Consider the following 24,741-nt stretch of genomic DNA (forward strand, 5'->3'; position numbering starts at 1 on the left):
CTGATAAGCCCACCGGATGCAGTGGACGAGGAACAGGCGATCATGATCGAGGACCGTATCGAGATGATCAACCTCAGGTTTCAGTCACTGAGCAAGCCACTGGCGACAGAGCCGCAAGTGATTACCCCCTCACAACTGTCGCGTTATCACACCCGCCCCTGCCTGGAGGAATACGCATTTTCTTGCCTTACCAAATCCCGGACACAAAAAAGCCGGTTAATCCTGAGGATTAGACCGGCTGTTTTGGTGTTGCATATGGTGGGTCGTGTGGGATTCGAACCTACGACCAATTGGTTAAAAGCCAACTGCTCTACCAACTGAGCTAACGACCCGCTTCGTTGTGGGACGTATAATACTGATTTCTAACGAGAATTCAACACCTTGTTCGAAATAAATTCGAAATAATTCAAAAATAACGGGTTGGGTCAATAATTCCGGCTGCTGCGAAGCCTTCCGCACGCAGGCGGCAGCTATCACACTTGCCACAAGCTTGGCCTTGGGCGTCCGCCTGGTAGCAAGAAACTGTCAACGCGTAATCCACACCCAGCTTTGTACCCGCTTGCACAATTTGAGCCTTGCTCATGTTTTGCAAAGGCGCCTGGATTCGAAAACCCTGCCCCTCTACACCGGCCTTTGTTGCCAGGTTCGCCATGACTTCAAATGCTTCAACAAACTCCGGGCGGCAATCCGGGTAGCCGGAGTAATCCACAGCATTGACGCCGATAAAGATATCTCGCGCCTGAAGCACTTCAGCCCAACCCAACGCCAAAGAAAGGAACACCGTGTTGCGTGCGGGTACGTAGGTAACCGGAATGCCTTCACTTGGAGCTTCTGGCACGTCAATCGAAGTGTCGGTCAGTGCCGAGCCGCCAATACCGTCCAGGTTCAGGCCAATGACTTTATGCTCAACCGCCCCCAGATCCCGTGCAACACGCGCTGCGGCATCGAGTTCGGCACGGTGACGCTGACCGTAATCAAAGCTCATGGTGTAGCAGCTATAGCCTTCAGCACGAGCCATGGCCACGACAGTTGCTGAGTCGAGGCCGCCAGACAGCAAGATCACGGCTCTTTTTTCGGTGACAACAGTTTGTTCGGTCATTTCAGCGCCCCGGCTCGTCATTCCACAGATATTTGTGCAGCTGCATTTGCAAACGTACAGGCAGGTTATCCGCCACGATCCAGTCAGCCAGATCACGGGCCGGCAAGTCATGGTGACTCGGCGAAAACAGCACTTCGCCCGCCCGTCGATCCAGACCATACTCAATCAGCTTGGATACCGCCCAGTCGTAGTCTTCCCGCGAACAGATCACGAACTTGACCTGATCATTAGGCGTCAACAAAGCGATGTTTTCGTAGAGGTTGCGATGGGACTCTTTGGAGCCCGGCGTTTTCAAGTCAAGAACGCGGCTAACGCGCGGGTCGACTGCCGAGATGTCCAGCGCACCGCTGGTCTCGATCGAGACTTCGTAGCCAGCATCACAGAGTTGCTTGAGCAGAGGAATGGCATTGGGCTGAGCCAGCGGCTCGCCACCTGTCACACATACGTAACGCGGACGAAAGTCGGCAACTTGCTGGAGGATGTCGTCCAGAGGGCGCACAGTCCCGCCACTGAAGGCGTAAGCGCTGTCACAGTAACCGCAGCGCAAAGGGCAACCGGTCAGGCGTACAAAAACGGTGGGCAGGCCAGCCGTTCGCGTTTCACCCTGCAACGAGTAAAAAACTTCGGTAATTCTCAATGTGTCTTGCATATTCGCCACGGGCGTAACAGCTAAACAGGCTGTCCGCCTCCGTCAGGCACTCCAAAGAATCTGCTCACGCAGGATTAAGAGGAGCGTATTTCATAAAAGGGCGTGGATTCTAACGAAAAAACCCGCGATAGGCGCGGGTTTCTCGATTTAAGCCGGTTAATGCTTACATGCGCTGCAAATCGCGCTGAGCCAGCTGAGCAGCCGAAGTACCCGGATACTGGGCCACTACCTGCTGCAAGATGCCTTTAACCTTGTCTGTGTGACCCAGGCGGCGCTCTACATCAGCAAGCTTATAGAGTGAATCCGGTACTTTCGCATGCTTGGGATACAGCTGACTGACTTTGGCAAATGCCTGGCCAGCGGCCTGCAAATCGCCTTTGGCCAAGTTCACTTCACCCAGCCAGTATTGGGCATTGCCCGCATATTGGCTGTTTGGGTATTTGCGCAGAAAGGCCGTAAATGCCTGGCTGGCCTTGTCGAAATCCTTGGCTTTGATCAAGTCGAAAGCAGCATCGTAATAGAGCTTTTCTTTCGCAGGATCACCTGGTTCCGAACTGGCAGCAGCCTGAGTAGCAGGCGCTGCTGTATTACCGGCGGCGTTAGCACCACCGGCAGAAGAATTATCAGGAGTGGCTGCAGGAGCAATGCCAGCACCAATGCGCCGATCAAGTTCCTGGTATCGCTCCAGGCTTTCTTGTTTCATGCGCGAAACATCATTTTGCAGAACTTCAATCACACCTTGTTGGCGTGCAATCTGCTCCTGCATTTGTTGCAACTGGTTGAACAGCTCGCCCTGTGCCGAGACAGGGGCCGAAACCCCTCCCCCGGCATAGGCGCCGCTCGCACCATAACCCGGTGATGGATAACTCCCCCCGCTATTGTTATAGCCAGAGTTGTCATCGACCACAGGAACCGCAGCCCATGCCGCTAGCGGCATGAGGCTGAGAGTCAGAATAGTTACAGCACGGCGGCACGTTCGCATGACGAATTACTTACGCAGTTCGACGCGACGGTTTTGAGCCCACGACTGTTCGTCGTTGCCAGTAGCGATTGGACGCTCTTTACCGTAGGACACCAGCTCCAGCTGTGCTGGAGAAACGCCTTGCAGTACCAGGTAGCGTTGAACGGCTTTCGCACGACGCTCGCCCAGTGCCATGTTGTACTCACGAGTACCACGGGCGTCAGTGTTACCTTCCAGAACAACGCGAGCGCCGTTAGCTTTCAGGTCTTTAGCATGAACGTCCAGAGCGCGCATTGCTTCTGGTTTCAGGTCCGAAGAATCGTATTCGAAGTAGAAAACAGTGATAGCGCGCAGAGCAGCTTCTTCGCTCAGGGAACCATCAACAGCGCCAGTGTTTGCGCCGTAACCAGCGTTTGGATCAACAGCAGCGCCTTCACCGGCATTGTCGCCGCCTTTGGACGAGCAACCTACAGCTACAGCCATGGCCAGTGCCAGCGCAGCAAATTTACCAAACTTCAGCATTTCCATCGTAAAACTCCTAATGAACCCCAAGTGTTATGTGAAACGTACAGCACCACGTCAGTTCAGGTAAGGGGACCAGGAAGGTTCTCTGACTTCGCCTTGAGCGGTAGGAAGAGGGAGCCTTACGCGTCCATTGATAGACACGAGCATCAAGACTCCCCGGCCCTGCTGGCGGGTGGCGTAGATTACCATGGTGCCGTTGGGTGCAACAGTAGCAGACTCATCAAGGTTGGTATCTGTGAGGATTTTCACGCTTCCACGTTGCAAATCTTGCGCCGCAACACGGAAATTGGTGAAACCGTCCTGACGATGGATCATTACCAGGGTCTTTTCGTCAGCCGAAAGCTTGGGACTGGCGTTGTAGTTCCCGATAAACGTCACGCGCTCTGCGTTACCGCTGCCTACATTGGTTTTGTAAATCTGCGGTTTGCCGCCACGGTCAGAGGTGAAGTAGATGGTAGAACCATCTTTACCCCAGAACGGTTCGGTATCGATTGCCGGGTTGTTGGTGACGCGAGTCAACCCACGGGAAGCCAGATCCATCACGTAGATCTCGGCATTGCCGTCTTTGGACAATACGAACGCCAGCTTGGAGCCATCCGGCGACCATGCAGGCGCACCGTTCAAACCTTCAAAGTTGGTGATTTGCTCGCGACGACCAGTATCAATGTTCTGCACAAAGATACGAGGACGTTTCTGCTCGAACGATACATAAGCGATGCGCTTGCCATCCGGTGCAAAACGCGGCGACAGGATCGGCTCGCGCGACTGCAGCAAAGTAACGGCACGGGCACCATCGTAGTCCGAGCGCTGCAAGGTGTAACGGGTGTTGGTTGCACTTGCACGTTCTGCTGTTACATAAAGCAGGCGAGTTGAGAATGCACCTTTGATGCCCGTCAGCTTTTCAAACGACTGGTCGGAGATGTAATGCGCCATGTCCCGCAATTGTTCAGCCGTTCCCGACACACTGCCAGTCAATACTGGCTGCTCGGTGGCAACGTTGAACAAAGCATATTGCACCTGCAGGCGACCGCCCGCTGGCACGATATTACCGACCATTACGTATTGGGCACCCAGGGCTTTCCAGTCGCGAAAAATGACTTCGCTGGCCTGAGTCGGCAAGCCGATCATGTTCTGCTTTGGAATCGGCGCGTAATAACCCGAGTTACGCAGGTCATTGCCGATGATTTCAGCCATGTCATCCGGCAATACGGTGCCGCCCTGCCAGCCAAAAGGCACTACGGCAATAGGCGTCGCCCGGTCGCTACCGCTGGTGACCAGAATGTTCTTTTCATCTGCTACAGCCATCCCTGCCAAGCAGCAGACGACGACCAGCAGTCCTCGAAAAAGTTTAATCACAAGGCTAGATCCTCAGGTGTGAATGTCATCTTGAATGATCGATAAGGATTAAAATCGCTGGGTTTCATACCCTGCATTTCCGTTAAACGGCCAATGTTCTTGACCGCTGCCACAGCCGAGCTATCGAACGGCCCGTCACCACTGGATTTGGCAACCGTCACAGACGTCACCGTGCCATCTGGCAACATGCCAATTTGCAGCACCACTGTCATGTTCTTGCGCGCCGACGGCGGACGAGCCCACCCTTCTGCTGCACGAGCACGAATCAGGTCATCGAAACTGCCGGCGACCTCATCACCTTGCTCATCTGCCAGAGCTTGCTGGCGTTGCGGCGTGTCGGAAAGCAAATCAGCCAAGGCTTGCGCCTTTTTCTCTTCGGTCGATTTACGTGCTGCTTCTACGGCCTTTTTCTTGGCTGCATCGGCAGCGGCCTTTTTCTTCGCATCTTCGGCGGTTTTCTTCTTCGCCTCGTCTGCTACGGCCTTTTTCTTGGCGTCTTCAGCTGCTTTTTTCTTCGCATCTTCAGCCGCTTTTTTCTTGGCGTCTTCCGCGGCCTTTTTCTTGGCCTCTTCTTCCGCGGCCTTCTTGGCCTCTTCCTCGGATTTTTTCTTGGCTATGTCAGCCAGTTTTTTCTCTTCGGCTTTCTTAGCTTCCGTAGCCTTTTTAGCATCGTCGGCTTTCTTGGCTTCATCAGCCTTCTTGGCCTCGTCTGCCTTTTTAGCTTCGCTCGCCTTGGCTTCGTCAGCTTTCTTGGCTTCTGCAGCTTTTTCGGCAGCCTCTTCTTTCTTTTGTTCCGCGGCTTTTACAGCTTCCTGCTCAACCTTCTTCTGTTCCATCTGCTCGACTTCGGTCTGACGCGCGGCGGATTTCTTCGCCTCACCCGCAATCTTTTGATTGGTCTGAGTGGTCGCCTGACTTTTTGACTTCAGTTGATACAAGGTTGCCTGAACAATCGGTTTTGAAGGCGGCAGATCCGGGGTCATGGCAAAACTGACAAACAGCATGCCAAAAATCAGAACGTGCAGCCCTATCGCCCAGACTGTAGGCCAAAAATAATTTTCAGAGGCGGACGGCTCCCGCTGTTCGCGCATCAGGGAGCCTCGGTTATCAAGCCAACGTTACCGACCCCGGCCTTCTGAAGGCCACCCATAGCACCCATTACCGCGCCGTAATCAACGGTTTTGTCACCGCGAATGAAGACCTGGGTGTGTTTGCCGCCTTCATTGCCTGCGCGAATGATCTTAGTTACAGCGTCAGTCATCTGAGGCAAGGTCATTGCCTTGTCCATCTGCTTATCGGTATCAACTTCACTGCCAAGATTCCAGAAATAGGTCTTGTCAGCCTTGATCGAAATAGTCAGAACCTGAGTGTTGTTGTCTTGCGGCAAAGCCTCGCTGGAGACCTTGGGCAAATCAACCTTCACACCCTGATTGAGCATCGGAGCGGTCACCATGAAGATAACCAGCAGTACCAGCATCACGTCGATGTAAGGCACCACGTTCATCTCGGCAACCGGCTTGCGCTTCTTGCGAGCTCGAGCGATTAAAGCCATTGGAAATTACCTGCTTATTCTTCGCTGGTGTGCACTTTGCGGTGCAGGATCGCCTGGAATTCGTCGGCGAAGGTGTAGTAGCGGCTGATCAGGGTTTCACTGCGAGCTGCAAAACGGTTGTACGCGATAACCGCCGGGATAGCAGCGAACAAGCCGATGGCCGTTGCAATCAGTGCTTCGGCAATACCTGGCGCTACGGTAGCCAGTGTTGCTTGCTGGGCAGTTGCCAGGCCACGGAAGGAGTTCATGATGCCCCATACGGTACCGAACAGACCGATATACGGGCTCACGGAACCTACAGTGGCCAGGAACGGCAAGCTTTGCTCAAGCTTTTCTTCTTCGCGGGAGATGGCGACTCGCATGGCACGTGCAACACCTTCCATCACCGCTTCAGGATCAACGCCCGGCTGCTGACGCAGACGCGAGAACTCTTTGAAACCGGCACGGAAGATTTGTTCAACCCCAGAGTCCGGATCAGGATTGCTGCCTGCCTGACGATACAGCTTCGACAGGTCGATACCCGACCAGAAACGCTCTTCAAAGCTTTCCAGGGCACGTCGACCGGCGCGCAGCATTGTGCTGCGCTGAAAAATCATGACCCACGAGGTAACCGATGCGGCCAGCAGGGTCAACATTACCAACTGCACAACAATGCTGGCATTGCTAACCAAGCTCCACATGGAGGAATGGTCGACGACGTTAGCTTCCACGCTTTATCTCCTGCTCTAAATGTTTACCCGCGCCGCTCACGTCGGCAAAGGCCGTACGTAAAGCTTCGGGAATGGCCCGGGGTTTGAAACTATCGGCGCGCACACAGGCCACCAAAAATTGCCCTTCACAGAGCAACGTTGCATCTGCAGCCCGCCAGACCTGTTGCTTGAAACGCAGACTGGCACGGTTGAGCTCTGTTACTTGCGCACTTACCAACAGTTCGTCGTCCAGTCGCGCCGGTGCGTGGTAACGCGCCTCGCTGGAATGCACGACAAATAACAGGTTCTCACCCACAAGCTCGGACTGGGCAAAGCCCATCTCCCGTAGCCTTTCGGTTCGAGCCCGCTCCATAAATTTTAGATAATTTACGTAATACACGACGCCACCCGCATCGGTGTCCTCATAATAAACGCGACAGCGATGTGCGAATGGCTCTAGCCTGTTTTGCGCGCGCATACTCTAGTGCTTACTCCTCAGGTTGCCAATCCGCCAGACGACTGTTTTTTACGCTTCTTGAGCTTTATGACCCAAGATTTTCAACGCCAGCCCTTGAGACAGCAAAAACCTTAAAAAAATCGGCCGCCAAGGGCTTATTAATCGTCCAGGGCATTCAAAAATTCGTCTACCACAGGCATGTCACCCAGACGGGACGGAATATTCAAACCGAAGTGCAGATACGCATGACGGGTCACAACGCGCCCACGCGGCGTGCGCATGATGTAGCCCTGCTGGATCAGATACGGCTCCAGCACATCTTCAATTGTATGACGCTCTTCGCTGATCGCAGCGGCCAGACTGTCTACACCTACCGGCCCACCATCGAACTTCTCGATCATGGTCAGCAGCAAACGCCGGTCTTGATGATCAAAACCATGCTCATCAACGTCCAACAGGTTCAACGCCAGATCTGCCACCGGCTTGGTGATGTGCCCCTTGGCCCGTACCTCGGCAAAATCTCGCACACGACGCAACAAACGGTTGGCAATCCGCGGTGTACCGCGAGCCCGCCGGGCAATTTCGTAAGCCCCCTCAGGATCGAGTGGCAGACCAAAAATCCCCGCGGAGCGACTGACAATCGTCGCCAGGTCGTCAGTACTATAGAACTCCAGTCGCTGAACAATCCCGAAACGATCGCGCAAAGGGTTGGTCAGCATCCCGGCGCGGGTCGTCGCACCCACCAGGGTAAAAGGCGGCAGGTCTAGCTTGATGGAGCGCGCTGCTGGCCCTTCGCCAATCATGATATCGAGCTGAAAGTCTTCCATTGCCGGGTAGAGCACTTCTTCGACGATGGGTGACAGACGATGGATTTCATCGATAAACAGCACGTCATGGGGCTCAAGATTGGTCAGCAAGGCCGCCAAATCGCCCGGGCGCTCCAACACAGGACCTGACGTGCTTTTAATGGATACCCCCATTTCCTGGGCAATGATATTGGCCAGCGTGGTCTTGCCCAGTCCCGGCGGCCCGAAAATCAGCGTGTGGTCCAACGACTCCGAACGCCCGCGTGCAGCCTGGATAAACAGCTCCATTTGCTCACGTACGGTTGGCTGACCAATATAGTCGGCCAGGCTCAAAGGACGAATTGCCCGGTCCTGAACCTCTTCCCGGTCTCGTCCGCCTGAGGCCGTTATCAAACGATCAGCTTCAATCACTTAAATCATCCCCTTAAGGGCGCGACGAATCATATCTTCACTGCTCAACGTTTTGTCCTTGATTGCCGAAACAGCCTTGCTCGCTTCCTGGGGCTTGTAACCCAGGGAAATCAAGGCACTGACCGCATCACTTTCAGCACTGGCCACCTGTATCGTGGCATCAGGCTGGTTAGGCACCAGGGCGAACATGCTTGGCACCTGCTCCCATGCCTTGAAGCGATCCTTCAATTCGACCAGCAATCGCTCGGCTGTCTTTTTCCCGACACCCGGGACCTTGGTCAAGGCGGACGTATCCTGAGCCTGCACACAACGAACAAGCTCATCGACTTCAAGGCTGGACATTAAAGCCAGGGCCAGCTTTGGACCGACACCGTTGAGCCGGATCAGTTCACGAAAGAAATCGCGCTCGCGCTTGCCTATGAAACCATAGAGCAACTGGGCGTCTTCGCGAACTACCAGATGGGTATGCAGGGTCAGAGGCTCGCCGATGGACGGCAACCGATAGAGCGTGGTCATGGGCACTTCCAGCTCGTAGCCCAGGCCATTTACATCAAGAATCAGGTGCGGCGGCTGTTTTTCAGCCAGAGTGCCGCGCAAGCGTCCAATCACGTTTCAGATCCTTTTCTCTGGCCAGATCAATGGCTGACAAGTAGAACGACAGGGACGCATCATTACAGATGACACCCTGCCAGCAAGCATAATCAGGTTAAAAATCACGTCTCAGAGCCGCAAACGCCCACCACGGCTTCGCGCCGCACCCAAACCGTGGGGCAACAGACTCGAGCGAGTGTGGGCATGACACAAGGCAATTGCCAGCGCATCGGATGCATCGACTTGCGGCTTAGTGGTCAGTTTGAGCAGGTGCATGACCATCATCATCACTTGCTCCTTATTGGCACCACCAGTACCGGCCACAGCCTGCTTGACCTGAGTTGCCGAATATTCGGCGATCTCCAGGCTTTCCTCGGCCCCGGCAACAATCGCCGCACCCCTGGCCTGACCCAGCTTGAGTGCCGAGTCGGCATTGCGCGCCATGAACACCTTTTCGATGCCCATAGTAACGGGGCCATACGTCTGAATAACTTCACGCACCCCACGATAGACAATCTGCAACCGCTCATGCAGTTCGCCACTACCTGTACGAATACACCCCGAAGCCACATACACACAACCACGCCCAGTGTCTCGCACTACGCCATAGCCAGTGATTCGCGAACCCGGATCGATACCAAGAATAAGAGTCATAACGCCTGCAGCTTATGAAGTGACGCCCACCGGCAAATACCCGGACAGCTTAAAGGCAGAAGCCGGAGGTGCACAGCGCCGCGATTGTCGCGACGGAGCACCTCCGGCCTCTTGATTGACGCAGTCAGTGTTCTGCCTCACCAATATGATTCTTTTTTGAAAAGTGGCTGTTGTTGTCAGGCAAGACGCCGCGACGACTCATAGCTGGCTATGGGGAGGGGCGGCAACGCAGCATGGCAACAACAGACGCAGTCAAAAAGGATCAATACTTGCGAGGCAGGACACCAAAGTCTCAGGCAAGCTGTTCCAGGACGGCGTCAGGGATTTCAGCGTTGGAATATACGTTTTGTACGTCATCCAGGTCTTCAAGCATGTCGATCATCTTGAGCACCTTTTCAGCGCCCTCCAGATCAAGCTCGGCACTGGTGGTCGGCAACATGACGATTTCAGCGTCTGTTGGTTTGAATCCTGCAGCTTCCAATGCGTTACGCACGGCATAGAAGCTGGAGAACGACGTGAACACATCGATCGAACCGTCTTCGTTGGTCACCACGTCGTCAGCATCGGCCTCCATCGCAGCTTCCATCAGCGCATCTTCATCGACGCCGGCGGCGTAGGAGATCTGCCCCTTGCGCTCGAACAGATAAGCGACGGAGCCGTCAGTGCCAAGGTTGCCGCCACACTTGCTGAACGCGTGACGCACAGCTGCTGCGGTGCGATTGCGGTTGTCGGTCATGCACTCAACCATCACGGCAACACCGCCCGGGCCGTAGCCTTCGTAGCTCAACTCGACCATGTCGTCGGTGTCTGCTGCGCCTGCGCCGCGTGCGACCGCACGATCAATGATGTCGCGGCTCATATTTGCACCAAGGGCCTTGTCCAGCGCCAGACGCAGACGCGGGTTGGAACCCGGATCACCGCCGCCCTGACGGGCAGCGACGGTCAGTTCACGGATCCACTTGGTGAAAATCTTGCCTTTTTTGGCATCCTGACGCTCTTTGCGGTGCTTGATGTTCGCCCACTTAGAATGACCTGCCATAACGCACTCCGAATCCCTTTAAAAACCTTGCCAGGCCAAGACCTGGCAATAAAAATTCTCGACCCCAAAAACAAAGGCGCACCCGAAGATGCGCCTTTGCAGGTCAGACTTACTCTGCCTTGGCTTGTTCGCGCAAACGAATGTGCAGTTCGCGCAACGCTTTGGCATCTACAACACCAGGCGCTTGTGTCATGACACAGGCAGCGCTCTGGGTTTTCGGGAAGGCAATGACTTCACGAATCGATTGAGCACCGGTCATCAGCATGACCAGACGGTCCAGACCGAAGGCCAGGCCACCGTGCGGCGGTGCGCCGTACTTCAGTGCGTCCAGCAGGAAGCCAAATTTCTCTTCCTGTTCGGCTTCTTCGATACCCAGCAGGCGGAAGACAGCTTGCTGCATTTCCTTGCGATGGATACGGATAGAACCGCCGCCCAGCTCAGTGCCGTTCAAGACCATGTCGTAAGCGCGCGAAATCGCGGTTGCCGGGTTGGCTTCCAGCTCTTCAGGCGAGCACTTCGGTGCCGTGAACGGGTGGTGCAAGGCGCTGAAGCTGCCGTCGTCGTTCTCTTCGAACATCGGGAAGTCGACAACCCACATCGGGGCCCACTCGCAGGTCAGCAGGTTCAGGTCGTTGCCCACCTTGATCCGCAGCGCGCCCAGGGCCTCGCTGACGATCTTGGCCTTGTCGGCACCGAAGAACACGATGTCGCCATCGACTGCGCCAACGCGATCGAGGATCACGTTCAGGTTGGCTTCAGGGATGTTTTTAACGATCGGCGACTGCAGACCTTCCACGCCTTTGGCGCGCTCGTTGACCTTGATGTACGCCAGGCCTTTGGCACCGTAGATACCGACAAATTTGGTGTAGTCGTCGATCTGCTTGCGCGGCATGCTTGCAGCACCCGGAACACGCAGGGCCGCAATGCGGCATTTAGGGTCGTTGGCCGGGCCGCTGAACACCTTGAAGTCGACGTCTTTCAGTTGATCGGCAACGTCAACCAGTTCCAGCGGGTTACGCAGGTCAGGCTTGTCGGAACCGTAACGGCGCATGGCTTCTTCGAAAGTCATGTGCGGGAATTCACCGAATTCCAGATCCAGCACTTCTTTGAACAGGTTGCGGATCATGCCTTCGGTCAGGCCCATGATGTCTTTTTCATCGAGGAAGCTGGTTTCGATGTCAATCTGGGTGAACTCAGGCTGACGGTCGGCACGCAGGTCTTCGTCGCGGAAGCACTTGGCGATCTGGTAGTAGCGGTCAAAACCGGCAACCATCAGCAACTGCTTGAACAGTTGTGGCGATTGCGGCAATGCGAAGAACGAACCGGCGTGAGTACGGCTAGGCACCAGGTAGTCACGTGCGCCTTCAGGCGTGGCACGGGTCAGGATCGGTGTTTCAACGTCCAGGAAGCCGTTTTCGTCGAGGTAACGGCGAATGCTGGTGGTCATGCGCGAACGCAGGCGCAGCTTCTCGAGCATTTCCGGGCGACGCAGGTCGATAAAGCGATAGCGCAGGCGGGTCTCTTCGCCAACGTCGGAGAACTCGTTGAGCGGGAACGGCGGGGTTTCCGCTTCGTTCAGCACTTCAAGCTCGTAACCCAGCACTTCGATCATGCCCGAAGCCATGTTGGTGTTGCCGGCACCGGCCGGGCGCAGACGCACCTTGCCGGTGATCTTGACTACATACTCACTGCGCACACGGTCGGCGACAGCGAAGGTTTCAGCGCGATCCGGGTCGAAAACCACCTGGGCCAGACCATCACGATCACGGATATCGAGGAAAATCACCCCACCGTGGTCACGGCGACGGTGAACCCATCCGCAAAGGGTAATTTCCTGGCCGTCCAGGCTTTCGTTCAGTTGGCCGCAATAATGGCTGCGCATCATGGTAGTGGTTTCACTTCTCGTAATTCGAAATTCGGTGGAGGTCTTGCGCACCGTGGGTGCTGGTAACCTTGCAAGAGCCCGCTTGTGTTCTGACTGCTTTCGCTCAACCTCAGTCGGATTTATCGCCGCCTGCCAGATTCTTTTTCGAGCCTGTCTTGAAGTCTGTTTCATACCAGCCTGTACCGCTAAGGCGGAAACCCGGCATGGACAGCATTTTCTTCAGCTCGGGGGCCTGACAGGCAGGACAATCAACCAGCGGTGCAGCGCTGATCTTTTGAATGGCTTCCAGCTGATGACCACAGGAAGCACACTGGTAATCGTACATGGGCATTGGCGTGTCTCGACAATCCGTTAGCGGCAACCCTTAAGCAGGGCCACACAGCAAAGGCCGAGATTATATCTGGTAAATCGAGCCATTGCAGCCGCATGAACAGCCAGAAGCCCCTAAATGCATCATAAATATTCAACGATTACAAGCCGTCGGGCATGCGCCTGCAGCCGGCCACCGCCTTCAACCCGCAACTATCTGCTGTCGTGTCACTTCCCGAAGGTCGCGGCCAATTGTCAACAAATGCGTGACGCAGACGACCCGAATGAACCCGCTGAAGTTTTTCACCCTGCCATGGCGCAGATGCACCTCCAGATCGATATAAGACAGCAGCGTATTTATTGAACAGTTGTTAATACGTGATATATCGGACAACACCTCCCAATACACTTCTTCAAGCTGCAAACAGGTGGCAAAGCCATTCAACAGCACCGAGCGTGATAGTGGCCAGGCCAGGGTCAAACCAAAATCCAGAATCACAGGATCTACCCTGACTCTTTGCATTAATCTGCGCCCGAGATTTTCTTGCTGAATCAATCGCCCATCGTAAAAGCACTCCATTGCGCACCCTTGGATTTGATTAATCTTTTTTCAAAGAATTCGCCTCATAAAACGACATGTAAAAATTCTTATCCAGCGGAGCAAACCCACAAGTCTGTAGGAGCGCTCTCGGTACGAGCGGCGAATATGGTCAAGGACGGGACTGGCAGCGCCAGCATCAAATAGCACCGCTCCCTCTACATCCAGACCAGAGGACTACAAGCGTCTAAGACAAGGCTTTCATAACAAGCCGATATTGCCCTAGTCGCAGCGAGCAGCCTCTCTCACAGATAGCCCAATACGCTTAATTTGAGTAGACCCAAGCTTTGCTGTTAAATAGGCAGCGTGTTGCCCAATTTTCGCCTCTGGCGAGGGCGCATAGGCTGATGAACTCACGTGTCCAGCGCCTCCATTTTTTCTGAAGCGAACCGTGTGCAATCAGCTCTTCCTTGCGATCTATCTTAATGTGAGTCATTGAAATGTTGAAAATCGTCCACCTGATAACGGGTGCAGCGGCTTTGCTGCTGTCCTTTATTCCCAGCCTGCAACCCGAAGCCTTACCTTACCTACAACATCCTGATGCCCTTTACCTGGCGTTTTTTGGCCTGCTGAACCTGACACTGGCCCCAGTCATTCCGTTCTGGAATAAAGGCCCGCGCCACCAACTGCAGAACCTGGTCAGCGCCCTGCTGGTGCTTTCCGTTGTTCTGCAAACACTGACCCTGTTCGGCCTGCTACTGCCGATCGGTGACCAGCCAGCTGTACTTCTGGGCCTGACACCTGCCGTTGTTGCCGTGCTGCTTCATCTGGCTGTCAGCTTCTACAAATCTTCACCTTCGTCGTCCTCGCAAAACTATGACATGACCAACCGCGATACCGGGACCGTCAAGTGGTTCAACACCTCAAAGGGTTTCGGCTTTATCTCCCGTGATTCCGGCGATGATATTTTTGTTCACTTTCGCGCCATTCGCGGCGAAGGCCACCGTGTTCTGGTGGAAGGACAACGTGTCGAGTTTTCGGTGATGAACCGCGACAAGGGCCTGCAAGCAGAAGATGTGATTGCTGCATTGCCGCGCCGCTGATTCAGCGCTGAAAAAAAACCGCGATCAGCCTGGCTGAATCGCGGTTTTTTATGCCTGCACAAAACAATCAATAGTGCGGTGGCGGAGCCTCTTCTTCAAATGACTCGAACTGCCCGCCCATTTCCTCCTGGCGCTTGAGCAAGGCTGCCATCTGCATCTGCAGACGATCCACTGCATTCTGCTGGGCCACCAGCACATCATTCAGTGCCTGAATGGTGTCATCCTGAAAAGCCAAGCGGCTCTCAAGGTCCATCACTCGCGCTTCAAGCGTCACGATCAACCCTCCGAAATAGTAAAACTTGCGTCAACAGCCGACGCCAGCCTGTCCCGGACAGCACGTACATCTGCCGGCGCATACGGCTTTGCAGGATGCTTGCCCCATACCGGACCTGGCCATGCCACATCAGTCTGGTAACGAACAATCACATGCATATGCAACTGACTGACGACATTACCCAGTGTGGCAACGTTCATTTTATCCGCAACGTACAACTCTTTCAGCACCCGCGCCAAAGCCGTGGTTTCAGCCCACATCTGCTGCTGATCGGCGTCATCCAATTGAAACAATTCGCTTATACCCTCGCGCCGCGGCACCAGGATAAACCAGGGGTAATTTGAATCATTGGAAAGCAGCAAGCGGCACAAGGGGAAGTCCCCTATCAGCCAGGTATCCTCTTGAAGACGTGTATCCAAAGCGAACACTGGGAGCTCTCCTGTTTGACCGTTCATTTCAGCACAACCCGGCACCGGGTGACATTCACCGCAGGCCAGATGACAGAAACCAAGGATACCCTTGATTGCGACCGGCATCACGCCGCCAACCGTACATGCCCGGGTGAAATGCCTGGCTGCACGCCCAATCAACAGCACACGAACACTTGTGCACCAAAACGGCACAAAACGGATGCTTTTAGTGCGCCAAAACGTCACCTGCCACCCCAGTGGGTGTTAACCGGTAACGCTTTCGGCGTACATCGAGGACAAGAACGACTCCTTGCAACAAAAAACAACACCTTGTGCGCAGCCTTATCGCCGCTTGACCCAAGCAAGATCAGGCCTCACAACTCAAAAACGCACAATATTATTTATTTTTCATCTGCCCAGGCGTTTGAGCATGCTTGTTGCATACACCTTTAACACAGTCGCCAGGTCTGAGCCGGAGCACAGCAACCTGACGATAAATAACAATAGTTACGCCGTAGGAATTTGGATCTTTCATTGTAGGCAACGCGAAATCAAGTATTTGCCCGCACTGAAAAACAGCACTGGATAGAGGCTGAAAAACAGCTCTAAGCTGCGCGTCAGCGACATGCGAGGTGCCATTTGCGACATAGCTGTAAAGAAGCTGAAAGCTTATGAGCGCAAGTATCGCCAATATTGCCGGCGTGATATAAGTTTGCGCCGACACAAAAAGAAAGAGCCGCCCAGATAATAAACCAAGGTGGGGCGGCAGTACTCTTCCTAAAAACCAAAGGAGCAAATCACGATGCGCGTGATGAAGTGGAGCATGATCGCCCTGGCTGTATCAGCCGGTACTACGCAGTTCGCAATGGCCTCGTCCCAGGACGACGCAAAAGGTTTCGTTGAAGACAGCACGCTGACTTCCAAAACCCGCATGCTGTACATGAACCGCGACTTCCGTAACGGCGCTGGCAACAAGCAGCAGGCCGATGGCACGTTCAAAAGCGGCTACCGTGAAGATTGGGGTCTGAGCGAGCTGCTCAACTACCAGTCCGGCTTCACCCAAGGCACTATTGGTGTCGGTGTTGATGCCTTCGCCATGGGTACTGTACGCCTGGACGGCGGCGCTGGTCGCCAGGGCAACGGTCTGTTCGCCAGCAAAAGCGACGGTTCTCCGGAAGATACCCAAGGTAAAATCGGCGGCGCGGTCAAATTCCGCCTGTCCGACACTGAGCTGAAATACGGCAACCAGTTCGTCGCCAGCCCGGTTTTCTCCACTGACGACAGCCGTTTGCTGCCAGAGGTCGCTACCGGCACCCTGATCACCAGCAAGGAAATCAAAGGCCTGGAGCTGAACGCAGGTCGCTTCACCGCACTGAGCTCCCAAACCGGCATGGCCCGTGACAGCATCAACGGCAAGGGCGAGCCAGGCCTGACCGCCGCCAATATTGCCGGCGCAACCTACCAGTTCACTGACAACTTCGTCGGCGGCATTGCCGCATCCGATGTTGATGACTACTTCAAGAAGCAGTACATCAACCTGAACTACACCCTGCCAATCGCAGAGTCTCAAGCCCTGAACTTCGACTTCAACGGCTACAGAACTTCCAGCCAGGGCCAGGAACGTGCTGGTGACGTGGACAACAAGATCTGGAGCCTGGCAGCCGCCTACAGCCTGGGCGCCCACAAGTTCACCATCGCTCACCAGCGCTCTACCGGTGACAGCGCTTACTACTACGGCGTAGACGGCAACGGCACCATTTTCCTTGCCAACTCCGTGCAATACTCCGACTTCAACCAGCGTGACGAACGTTCCTGGCAGGGTCGCTACGACCTGAACATGGCCAGCTACGGCGTGCCAGGTCTGAGCTTCATGGCGCGCTACGTGAAAGGTGACAACATCTCCACCAGCACGGGCGAAGGCAAAGAGCACGAGTTCGACTTCGAGACCAAATACGTATTGCAGGAAGGCCCGGCCAAAGACCTGTCCTTGCGTCTGCGTAGCGCGGTTTACCGCACCAACGGCAACAACAGCGTGAACGGCACAGACAACAACGACGTACGTATCATTGCCGAGTACCCACTGAACATCTTGTAACCAAGGCCTTAGGGCTCTAGTTGCAAACACACTGTTTAGTGAAAGCCACGCACCTGTCTCAGGGCGTGGCTTTTTATTGGCCGACATAAAACCAAGTTATATAGCAAGCTAACCAACAACATCGAATGCAACTAATTATCAGTTATGCATATGTGTCCGATCTTGCATTCGCAACGGCGACCACAAGCGACAAAAACAATTAAAGGGGCATTCGCCCCTTTAATTGTTTACCCGTACCCGACTCAACTATCAGATGCAGTGTCCGGCCTTATTCCGCAGCCACTTCCTGAACCACACGAACTACACGCTGTGGGAAAGGAATATCAACACCTTCGGCTTTCAAGCGATCACGGGAGTGCTCGTTAAGCATAAACAGCACATCCCAGTAATCCGGCGTGTTAACCCAAACACGCAGCGACATGGTGATCGCACTTTCGCCCAGGGCAGTCACCACCACAACAGGAGCAGGATGTTTCAGCACGCGCGGGTCATCGGCCAGCGCCAGCAACACTTCACGCACCTTCTGCAGATCCGCCTCGTAGTCCACGCCCACATCAAACACCACCTTGCGTGTCGGCTGACGGTTGTAGTTGGTGATGATGCCGTTGGACAGGTTGCCGTTTGGCACGATAACGGTTTTGTTGTCACCGGTGCGTAGCACCGTGTGGAAGATTTGAATGCTGTCGACAGTCCCGCTCACACCCTGTGCTTCAATCCAGTCACCGATCTTGAACGGGCGAAACAACAGAATCAGCACCCCGCCGGCAAAGTTGGCCAGGCTGCCCTGCAACGCCAGGCCAATGGCCAGACCTGCCGCACCGATGGCCGCGACAAACGAGGTGGTCTGAATACCAATCATCGAGGCAACGCTGACGATCAACAGCACCTTGAGAATGATATTGGCCAGGCTGCTGATAAAGCCCTGCAGCGCAAGATCGGCCTTTCTCAATGCCAGCAACTGACCGATCTTGGTCGTCAGGCGATTAATCAGCCACCAGCCTACAGCCAGCGTAACCAGTGCCAGCAGCACACGACTTCCGTACTCCATGATCATCGGAATCCAGGCCTGCGAGGCCTTGATCAAGTGATCGACTTCAGTGTTCAAATCCATTTACATCTCCTCACGCCATTACCTGCCAGCGTCATTTATTCAGCAAAACGATCAAGCCACCCTGGCAGCTCAATCGTTTCTGCAACGCCCGGGAAAATCGGACGTCAATGATCGCCAGAGGTTCCCCGGGCGATGATCAGTCGCGGAAGTTGTTGAACTGCAGAGGCATGTCGAACGTTTTGGCACGCAACGCAGCAATGGCTTCTTGCAGGTCATCACGCTTTTTGCCGGTGATACGCACTTGCTCGCCCTGAATGGCGGCCTGAACCTTGAGCTTGGCGTCCTTGACATGAGCGACGATCTTTTTCGCCAGCTCTTTATCAATACCTTCCTTGAGCACGGCTTCCTGCTTCATCAGTTTGCCCGAAGCGTAAGCGTCCTTGACCTCAAGACACTGAACGTCGATCTTGCGCTTGACCAGTGCCAGCTTCAGGATCTCGATCATGGCTTCGAGCTGGAAGTCGGCTTCAGCGGTCAAGTTGACCGTCAAATCCTTTTCCTTGAACTCGAAAGTACCCTTGCCCTTGAGGTCATAACGACGGTCCAGCTCCTTGACGGCGTTCTCGACGGCGTTGGTGACTTCGTGCTTGTCCAGTTCGGATACCACGTCGAACGACGGCATGTAATTTCTCCAATAATAAAGGGCGTGCTCAACACAGATGGAGCACGCCTGGCCTGACAGTTAAAATGCGCGGGCATTATAGCGGTTCTTCGTCTTCATTCACTTGTGAGCTCACATGCCAGATTCGGCTATCCCACAAACTCCCCCAAACGCACCGGCACATGCTGGAACGACCTGGCACATTTTAGGTGCAGGCAGCATGGGAATGCTGTGGGCAACACGGCTGGCACGCGCCGGCCTGCCCGTCACCCTCATCCTGCGCAATGATGACCGCCTGCAAGCCTATAAAGCCGCGCAAGGGTTAACCCTGATTGAAGGCGAAGATTCGCAACAATGGGCCATCAGTGCGCAAACACCTGAAACCGACGAGCCGATTCAGCATTTATTGGTCACATGCAAGGCATACGACGCCGAGCAGGCCGTCAAGCAGATCGCCGGACGCCTGACCCCGGATGCCGAACTGATCTTGTTGCAAAATGGCCTCGGCAGTCAGCAGGCCGTTGCCGCGCAGGTGCCCCATGCGCGCTGCATCTTCGCCTCCAGCACTGAAGGCGCCTATCGCGATGGCGACTGGCGCGTAGTATTTGCCGGGCGTGGTCATACCTGGTTGGGCGACCCCCGGCAGGGCCCTGCCCCACAATGGCTAACAGCGCTTGAGCTCAGCGGTATCAGCCACGAATGGAGCCCGAATATTCTGAGCAGGCTGTGGCGCAAACTGGCCCTGAACTGTGCGATCAACCCACTGACGGTGCTCCATGATTGCCGCAACGGCGGCTTGCAAGCCCATGATGCAGAAGTGAGCACCCTGTGCGCCGAACTCAGCGCCTTGCTGAAACACTGCGGCCAGGCACAAGCCGCTATCGACCTAGCCACCGAGGTTCACCGAGTAATCCAGGCCACGGCCAACAATTACTCATCGATGCATCAAGATGTCAGCCAGGGCCGACGCACCGAAATCGGTTACTTGCTGGGCTACGCTTGCACAGCCGCCCGCAACCGGCAGTTCGCCGCAGCGCATTTGCATGATCTGCACCAACGCTTGAGCAAACACCTGCGCCAGCGCGGATTGCCCTGCAACTGAGGGCCGCGCTACCCTGGCCTTGTGTTTTTTATCAAATGGCCATCTCATGCCCTTGCGCCAGCGCCTTGAAAACCTCCCGGTAGGCCAGAAGTTGCTGGCCGCCCTGCTCGTCTTGCTGGCCACCGTATTGTTGGTGGCTAACTTGACGTTTATCAGCGTGGCGTACTGGATTTCCCACGAGAGTACCGCTCCTCAAGCCCTGCAAACCCTGGGCAAGCTGACTGCAAACCCTGACCTGATCACCCACGCGCTGGACTCGCCGCAGAGCGCCAAAGCGCTGCTCAACGAGATCGGCAGCTACGCCCCCCTGCGTGCAGCGGCGGTGTATGACAGCGCGGGTAACCTACTGGTGCAATTGCAGCATGGCGAACACCTACCGCTCCCGGAGCACTATCGCCAGCTTGAGGCCTGGAGCCTTACCGAACTGCGCAGCCATCAAATCACCCACCTGCACAACGGCGACCAACCGCCCGGGCATCTGCTGCTGATCGCCAGCAGCGAACTGCCGATGGCGTTCTACACCGGCACGCTTACGGCCAGCCTGGGCATCCTGGTATTCAGCGTCTTGCTCTGGTTCATGGTGGCCAGCCAGATCAAGCGCCTGATCACCCAGCCCATTCACCGCCTCGAAGAATTGTCTCGTCAGGTTACCCGCGAAGAAAACTACGCATTACGCGCAGCGCCCGGCAACAATGATGAAATCGGCAGCCTGGCCGAGGCATTCAACACCATGTTGTCGCGCATTGAAGTACGCGATCAAGAGCTCAAGCGCGCACGTGACGAGGCCCGCCAGGCGTACGATCAAGCGCAGTCGCTGGCCGAAGAAACTCGCAACACCAATCGCAAACTGGAGCTGGAAGTCCAGGTACGCAGCAAAATAGAGAAGAAACTCACCGGCTTTCAGAACTATCTCAACTGCATTATCGGCTCCATGCCTTCTGCACTGATTGCACTGGACGAAAAGCTCTATGTGACCCAGTGGAACCAGGAAGCCAGCGCCCTCTCCGGTACACAACTGGATGAAGCGTTAAACAAGCCCATAGAGTTGGCATTTACACCTCTCAAGCCGTTCCTGCCGCAACTCAAGGACACGATTGAGCACCATCAGGTCGCAAAAATCGAACGGGTTACCTGGGCTCAGGGCGAAGACGCCCGCCATTATGCCTTGACCTTCTACCCGCTCATGGGCGGTGGTGGGCGCGGCGTGGTGATCCGTATCGATGACATCACCCAACGCCTGTCGCTGGAAGACATGATGGTGCAATCCGAAAAAATGCTCTCCGTTGGTGGCCTGGCTGCCGGCATGGCTCACGAAATCAACAATCCGTTGGGGGCCATCCTGCATAACGTGCAGAACATTCGCCGACGCCTGTCCAGCGACTTGCCCAAGAACATCGAACAAGCCGGGCAGACCGGCATAGACCTGGAGGTGGTTAATCACTACCTGCAGGCCCGGGAAATCCCGCAATTACTTGATGGTATTCAACAGGCCGGGGCACGTGCCGCGAAAATCGTCACACACATGCTCAGCTTCAGCCGCCGCAGCAATCGCCAGATGAGCCCCTGTGATCTGTCGGCCCTGATTGATCAGGCTCTGGACATCGCCAGCAATGATTTTGACTTGACCATTGGCTTTGACTTCATGGGGCAAGCCATTGTCCGCCAGTTCGACCCGCAACTGGGGCCGGTTCCCGTTATCCCCAACGAACTGGAACAAGTATTGCTCAACCTGTTGAAGAACGCCGCCCAGGCCATTCATCAACGTGGCTACCAGAGCGAGCCGGGGCGCATAATCCTGCGCACCAGACTTAACCCGCCCTGGGCGGAAATACAGGTGGAAGACAATGGGGTAGGCATGCCCGAGGCTGTTCGCAAACGAATTTTCGAACCCTTCTTCACCACCAAGGAAGTTGGTCAGGGCACAGGGCTTGGCCTGTCCGTGTCGTACTTCATCATTACCAACAACCACAAGGGCCAAATGGAAGTGCACTCAGCTCAGGGCCAAGGCACCTGCTTTACCCTGCGCCTGCCTTTGGCCGGCAACCAGCCGACCTCCCCCGAACCAACCAACGTGGAACTGTAAACATGGGCTTTCGCTTATCGAAAATTTACACCCGAACCGGCGACAAGGGCGAAACAGGGCTTGGCGACGGCCGCCGCGTTCCCAAGGATCACCCGCGTATAGAGGCCATCGGCGAAGTCGATACGCTGAACAGTCAGGTCGGCCTGCTGCTGGCCGGGCTTATTGAGCACAGTGCGCAGAATCCGGGCCTTGGCGAGCTGATTGAAGTACTTGAACCTTGTCAGCACCGCTTGTTTGACCTGGGGGGTGAATTGGCGATGCCGCAATACCAGGCACTCAACGCGGCTGAGATCGAACGGCTTGAAGCCGCGATCGATCGCTGGAATGAGGAGTTGGGGCCGCTGGAGAACTTCATACTGCCAGGCGGTTCGAGCCTGATTGCCCAGGCCCATGTTTGCCGCAGCCTGGCGCGCAGCGCCGAGCGTCGCTGCCAGCAGCTCAATGCACTGGAGCCACTGGCAGGTGTGGGGCTGGCGTACATCAATCGCTTGTCTGACTTGCTGTTTGTCGCCGCGCGCTTGATTGCCAAGCGCCAGGGAGTTACCGAGATCCTCTGGCAGGCGGCAGCTAAACCAAAGGCTTGATGAAGTTCATTTGTAGTCGTTGACGAGTAGAACGAGGCTGCGTCCGACGACGCAGTCGTCGTAAACCCAATAGACGCGGTAGCTCTGAAACACCGAGCCGCATGGTTTTACGACTGCTGCGCAGCCGAACGCAGCCTCGTTCTACTCGTCAGCTGCTACAGAGCGCGTATGACGCCGCTGGACGCGCAACAGCCTCCAGATTACATCAAACCTGCGGCCAGAACGCCCGAATACCCGCCACGCCCTGGGCTCCGATCTGCCACGCCTGCGGACGATCATCAGGACCGAGCCCACCCAGCAAAAATACCGGCTTGCTGAAATTGGCAATCAGTTGCTGCGCCTGCTCCCAACCCAGTGGTTGTGTATCCGGGTGAGTCTGGGTCGCCAGCACCGGCGACAGGGTCACAAAGTCCACATCCATCAGTTCAGCCAGCGCCAGTTCTTCGGCGTTATGACATGAAGCGGCCAGCCAGCGGTCTTTGGCTAATGGCCGGCCCTTGGCGGCGTACTTGCGCAGTTGCGCGGCGGTCAGATGCCAGCCGGCCGAAGGGAAGTCCCCCAACCACTCCAGCGGCCCCTTGAGCATCAACTGCGCTTTGCCAGCACACAGGCCGGTCGCATCCACAGCCAGGTCACGGTATTTGGGGTCGTATCCATTGGGTGCACGCAGCGAAACCAGCTTGATCCCGCCAGCAATAGCCTTCTGGATGCCACGCAACAGCTCTGGGGTTTGAAGGCCATCCGGAGTAATCAGGTACTGATCGGGCAAGCGGGCAGCCGCCACAATGGGCTGGTTGGCTTCAGGGAACGTGTAGTCCAGCAACTCGCGCTGACTGACCCAGGCCAATGGCTGACCTTCTACACCATGAGGTTCGCCGGTAAACGCCGAAACTTCCCACACGTCCAGCAGAACCTGCTTGTCGGGGTAGTCATGCTGAACCTTGATCAAAGGCCGGGCTGCCTTGACCACAATGCCCAGTTCTTCTTTCAGCTCGCGCGCCAATGCCGCTTCGACCGACTCCCCGGCCTCGACCTTGCCGCCGGGAAACTCCCACAGACCGCCCTGATGCTGAGTGTCGGCGCGACGAGCGATCAGAATATTGCCGTCTGTGCCTCGGATAACGGCCGCAGCCACATGAACTCGTTTCACCCTTGTACTTCCTCTAATCCGGCCTGTTGCCAGGCTTTGAACGCAGGCCATTGGTAAATGGCGTCGATATACGCTTGATCTTCTGCTGACAGCTCCACGCGATAAGTACGCAGGCGCACGGCCACCGGCGCGAAAAACGCATCAGCCACACTTAACCGTCCAAAGAGGTACGGCCCGGGCTCGGTAGCCACGGCACGGCACTCCGCCCACAGGGCAGTGATGCGTTCGATGTCGGTCTGGGCCTCGGCCGGCATGAGTACCAGCGCTTGATCATGGCTCAAATCAAATGGCAGGTTGCCTCGCAAGGCAAAAAAACCGCTGTGCATTTGCGCACACGCCGACCGTGCCTGCGCCCGCGCAGCAACGTCTGCCGGCCATAATTGGCCCGCAGGGAAGCGTTCATTGAGGTATTCGGCAATCGCCAATGAATCGGCGATGGTGCCATGTTCGGTCTTGAGCAACGGTACTTTGCCCGTTGCCGAGTGTTGCAGGATCAGTGCCCGGGTATCCGGTTGACCCAGTTTTATCAGTGTCTCAGTGTAGTGAGCACCCGCCAGATCCAGCGCCAATGCGCCACGCAGGGACCACGATGAGTGCAACTTGTCGCCAATGATCAGGTGAAGGCTCATACACGGACACCTTGAAAAATAGGGGGAAGATCTGATGCCCTCAAGGCATCACGGTGCTGCCTGCGCAGGATCGGCTGA

General features: G+C 55.6%; 27 protein-coding genes and 1 tRNA gene. 5 read left to right on the plus strand and 23 right to left on the minus strand.

All coding sequences use genetic code 11. The features are described 5' to 3' along the window. Window positions 1-256: 256 nt before the first annotated feature. The 17 genes from V6P94_RS20910 to V6P94_RS20990 form a co-directional block, all read right to left on the minus strand. Window positions 257-332 (minus strand) — tRNA-Lys (locus tag V6P94_RS20910). Between the two features lie 74 nt (window positions 333-406). Next, window positions 407-1,099, minus strand: a complete 693-nt coding sequence (queC, locus tag V6P94_RS20915) for a 7-cyano-7-deazaguanine synthase QueC (RefSeq protein WP_133077402.1) — start codon at window positions 1,097-1,099, stop codon at window positions 407-409. A gap of 1 nt (window position 1,100) precedes the next feature. Then, window positions 1,101-1,748: a 7-carboxy-7-deazaguanine synthase QueE gene (gene queE / locus V6P94_RS20920; protein WP_133077401.1), complete on the minus strand. Its 648-nt coding sequence runs from the start codon at window positions 1,746-1,748 to the stop codon at window positions 1,101-1,103. Window positions 1,749-1,911: 163 nt separating this feature from the next. After that, window positions 1,912-2,730: a tol-pal system protein YbgF gene (gene ybgF, locus V6P94_RS20925; RefSeq protein ID WP_133077400.1), complete on the minus strand. Its 819-nt coding sequence runs from the start codon at window positions 2,728-2,730 to the stop codon at window positions 1,912-1,914. Between the two features lie 6 nt (window positions 2,731-2,736). Then, window positions 2,737-3,237 (minus strand): peptidoglycan-associated lipoprotein Pal, encoded by a 501-nt coding sequence (pal, locus tag V6P94_RS20930; RefSeq protein WP_003441254.1) that lies wholly within the window; start codon window positions 3,235-3,237, stop codon window positions 2,737-2,739. A gap of 51 nt (window positions 3,238-3,288) precedes the next feature. Continuing rightward, a complete protein-coding gene (tolB, locus tag V6P94_RS20935; protein WP_016782234.1) occupies window positions 3,289-4,539 on the minus strand; it encodes a Tol-Pal system beta propeller repeat protein TolB in 1,251 nt (416 codons plus the stop codon). Between the two features lie 47 nt (window positions 4,540-4,586). Further along, entirely contained in the window at window positions 4,587-5,681 is a 1,095-nt protein-coding gene (gene tolA / locus V6P94_RS20940; protein WP_133077399.1) for a cell envelope integrity protein TolA, read from the minus strand. Beyond that, window positions 5,681-6,133: a protein TolR gene (gene tolR, locus V6P94_RS20945; RefSeq protein ID WP_162200692.1), complete on the minus strand. Its 453-nt coding sequence runs from the start codon at window positions 6,131-6,133 to the stop codon at window positions 5,681-5,683. Before tolR ends, tolA begins: the two co-directional genes overlap by 1 nt. 23 nt (window positions 6,134-6,156) lie before the next feature. After that, window positions 6,157-6,852 carry a protein TolQ gene (gene tolQ, locus V6P94_RS20950; RefSeq protein ID WP_016782231.1) on the minus strand — a complete coding sequence of 232 codons (696 nt, stop codon included), beginning with the start codon at window positions 6,850-6,852 and terminating at the stop codon, window positions 6,157-6,159. Next, the gene (ybgC, locus tag V6P94_RS20955; protein WP_133077398.1) at window positions 6,842-7,309 is read right to left on the minus strand and encodes a tol-pal system-associated acyl-CoA thioesterase; all 468 of its coding nucleotides are present in this window, start codon (window positions 7,307-7,309) and stop codon (window positions 6,842-6,844) included. Before ybgC ends, tolQ begins: the two co-directional genes overlap by 11 nt. Before the next feature lie 137 nt (window positions 7,310-7,446). Next, window positions 7,447-8,505, minus strand: coding sequence for a Holliday junction branch migration DNA helicase RuvB (ruvB, locus tag V6P94_RS20960; protein ID WP_019823257.1), 1,059 nt, complete (start codon window positions 8,503-8,505; stop codon window positions 7,447-7,449). Beyond that, window positions 8,506-9,114: a Holliday junction branch migration protein RuvA gene (gene ruvA / locus V6P94_RS20965; RefSeq protein ID WP_326397531.1), complete on the minus strand. Its 609-nt coding sequence runs from the start codon at window positions 9,112-9,114 to the stop codon at window positions 8,506-8,508. A gap of 111 nt (window positions 9,115-9,225) precedes the next feature. After that, a complete protein-coding gene (gene ruvC, locus V6P94_RS20970; protein ID WP_019410235.1) occupies window positions 9,226-9,750 on the minus strand; it encodes a crossover junction endodeoxyribonuclease RuvC in 525 nt (174 codons plus the stop codon). A gap of 292 nt (window positions 9,751-10,042) precedes the next feature. Further along, a complete protein-coding gene (locus V6P94_RS20975) occupies window positions 10,043-10,789 on the minus strand; it encodes a YebC/PmpR family DNA-binding transcriptional regulator (protein ID WP_095035545.1) in 747 nt (248 codons plus the stop codon). A gap of 109 nt (window positions 10,790-10,898) precedes the next feature. Then, entirely contained in the window at window positions 10,899-12,674 is a 1,776-nt protein-coding gene (gene aspS / locus V6P94_RS20980; protein WP_326397529.1) for an aspartate--tRNA ligase, read from the minus strand. 109 nt (window positions 12,675-12,783) lie between these two features. Beyond that, complete coding sequence (locus V6P94_RS20985) at window positions 12,784-13,005, minus strand: FmdB family zinc ribbon protein (protein ID WP_029611571.1); 222 nt, start codon at window positions 13,003-13,005, stop codon at window positions 12,784-12,786. Between the two features lie 180 nt (window positions 13,006-13,185). Further along, on the minus strand, window positions 13,186-13,506 hold the full coding sequence (locus V6P94_RS20990; protein ID WP_405046757.1) for a ribbon-helix-helix domain-containing protein: 321 nt from the start codon (window positions 13,504-13,506) through the stop codon (window positions 13,186-13,188). Between the two features lie 515 nt (window positions 13,507-14,021). On the opposite strand from V6P94_RS20990, the gene V6P94_RS20995 reads away from it, so the two are divergent. Continuing rightward, a complete protein-coding gene (locus tag V6P94_RS20995) occupies window positions 14,022-14,624 on the plus strand; it encodes a cold-shock protein (RefSeq protein WP_095029645.1) in 603 nt (200 codons plus the stop codon). 67 nt (window positions 14,625-14,691) lie between these two features. Here the strand turns inward: V6P94_RS20995 and V6P94_RS21000 are convergent, their stop codons facing one another. Together V6P94_RS21000 and V6P94_RS21005 are read right to left on the minus strand one after the other, a co-directional pair. After that, window positions 14,692-14,898 carry a SlyX family protein gene (locus tag V6P94_RS21000; protein ID WP_029611570.1) on the minus strand — a complete coding sequence of 69 codons (207 nt, stop codon included), beginning with the start codon at window positions 14,896-14,898 and terminating at the stop codon, window positions 14,692-14,694. Between the two features lie 2 nt (window positions 14,899-14,900). Next, window positions 14,901-15,326: an HIT domain-containing protein gene (locus V6P94_RS21005; RefSeq protein WP_326399010.1), complete on the minus strand. Its 426-nt coding sequence runs from the start codon at window positions 15,324-15,326 to the stop codon at window positions 14,901-14,903. A gap of 784 nt (window positions 15,327-16,110) precedes the next feature. Here V6P94_RS21005 and V6P94_RS21010 point away from each other — a divergent pair. Then, window positions 16,111-17,403: an OprD family porin gene (locus V6P94_RS21010; RefSeq protein ID WP_338648636.1), complete on the plus strand. Its 1,293-nt coding sequence runs from the start codon at window positions 16,111-16,113 to the stop codon at window positions 17,401-17,403. Window positions 17,404-17,671: 268 nt separating this feature from the next. Here the strand turns inward: V6P94_RS21010 and V6P94_RS21015 are convergent, their stop codons facing one another. Together V6P94_RS21015 and V6P94_RS21020 are read right to left on the minus strand one after the other, a co-directional pair. Then, window positions 17,672-18,514, minus strand: coding sequence for a mechanosensitive ion channel family protein (locus V6P94_RS21015; RefSeq protein WP_326397527.1), 843 nt, complete (start codon window positions 18,512-18,514; stop codon window positions 17,672-17,674). Window positions 18,515-18,650: 136 nt separating this feature from the next. Then, on the minus strand, window positions 18,651-19,136 hold the full coding sequence (locus V6P94_RS21020) for a YajQ family cyclic di-GMP-binding protein (RefSeq protein ID WP_007906601.1): 486 nt from the start codon (window positions 19,134-19,136) through the stop codon (window positions 18,651-18,653). A gap of 205 nt (window positions 19,137-19,341) precedes the next feature. Between V6P94_RS21020 and V6P94_RS21025 the strand changes: the two genes are divergently transcribed. Genes V6P94_RS21025 through V6P94_RS21035 form a run of 3 tightly spaced genes read left to right on the plus strand, consistent with a single transcriptional unit; the run spans window position 19,342 to window position 22,884 of the window. Then, window positions 19,342-20,217: a putative 2-dehydropantoate 2-reductase gene (locus V6P94_RS21025; RefSeq protein WP_326399008.1), complete on the plus strand. Its 876-nt coding sequence runs from the start codon at window positions 19,342-19,344 to the stop codon at window positions 20,215-20,217. Between the two features lie 46 nt (window positions 20,218-20,263). Then, window positions 20,264-22,300 carry an ATP-binding protein gene (locus tag V6P94_RS21030; protein WP_338648641.1) on the plus strand — a complete coding sequence of 679 codons (2,037 nt, stop codon included), beginning with the start codon at window positions 20,264-20,266 and terminating at the stop codon, window positions 22,298-22,300. Window positions 22,301-22,302: 2 nt separating this feature from the next. Continuing rightward, window positions 22,303-22,884 carry a cob(I)yrinic acid a,c-diamide adenosyltransferase gene (locus V6P94_RS21035; protein ID WP_326397524.1) on the plus strand — a complete coding sequence of 194 codons (582 nt, stop codon included), beginning with the start codon at window positions 22,303-22,305 and terminating at the stop codon, window positions 22,882-22,884. A 205-nt stretch (window positions 22,885-23,089) separates the two neighbouring features. On the opposite strand, the gene V6P94_RS21040 is transcribed toward V6P94_RS21035, so the two are convergent. Both V6P94_RS21040 and V6P94_RS21045 read right to left on the minus strand, forming a co-directional pair. Continuing rightward, on the minus strand, window positions 23,090-24,034 hold the full coding sequence (locus V6P94_RS21040; protein WP_338648643.1) for a Nudix family hydrolase: 945 nt from the start codon (window positions 24,032-24,034) through the stop codon (window positions 23,090-23,092). Then, window positions 24,031-24,663, minus strand: a complete 633-nt coding sequence (locus V6P94_RS21045; RefSeq protein ID WP_338648646.1) for a glutathione S-transferase family protein — start codon at window positions 24,661-24,663, stop codon at window positions 24,031-24,033. Before V6P94_RS21045 ends, V6P94_RS21040 begins: the two co-directional genes overlap by 4 nt. Window positions 24,664-24,741 lie beyond the last annotated feature (78 nt).

It is taken from the genome of Pseudomonas sp. ML2-2023-3 (assembly GCF_037055275.1).
Taxonomy (GTDB): Bacteria; Pseudomonadota; Gammaproteobacteria; order Pseudomonadales; family Pseudomonadaceae; genus Aquipseudomonas.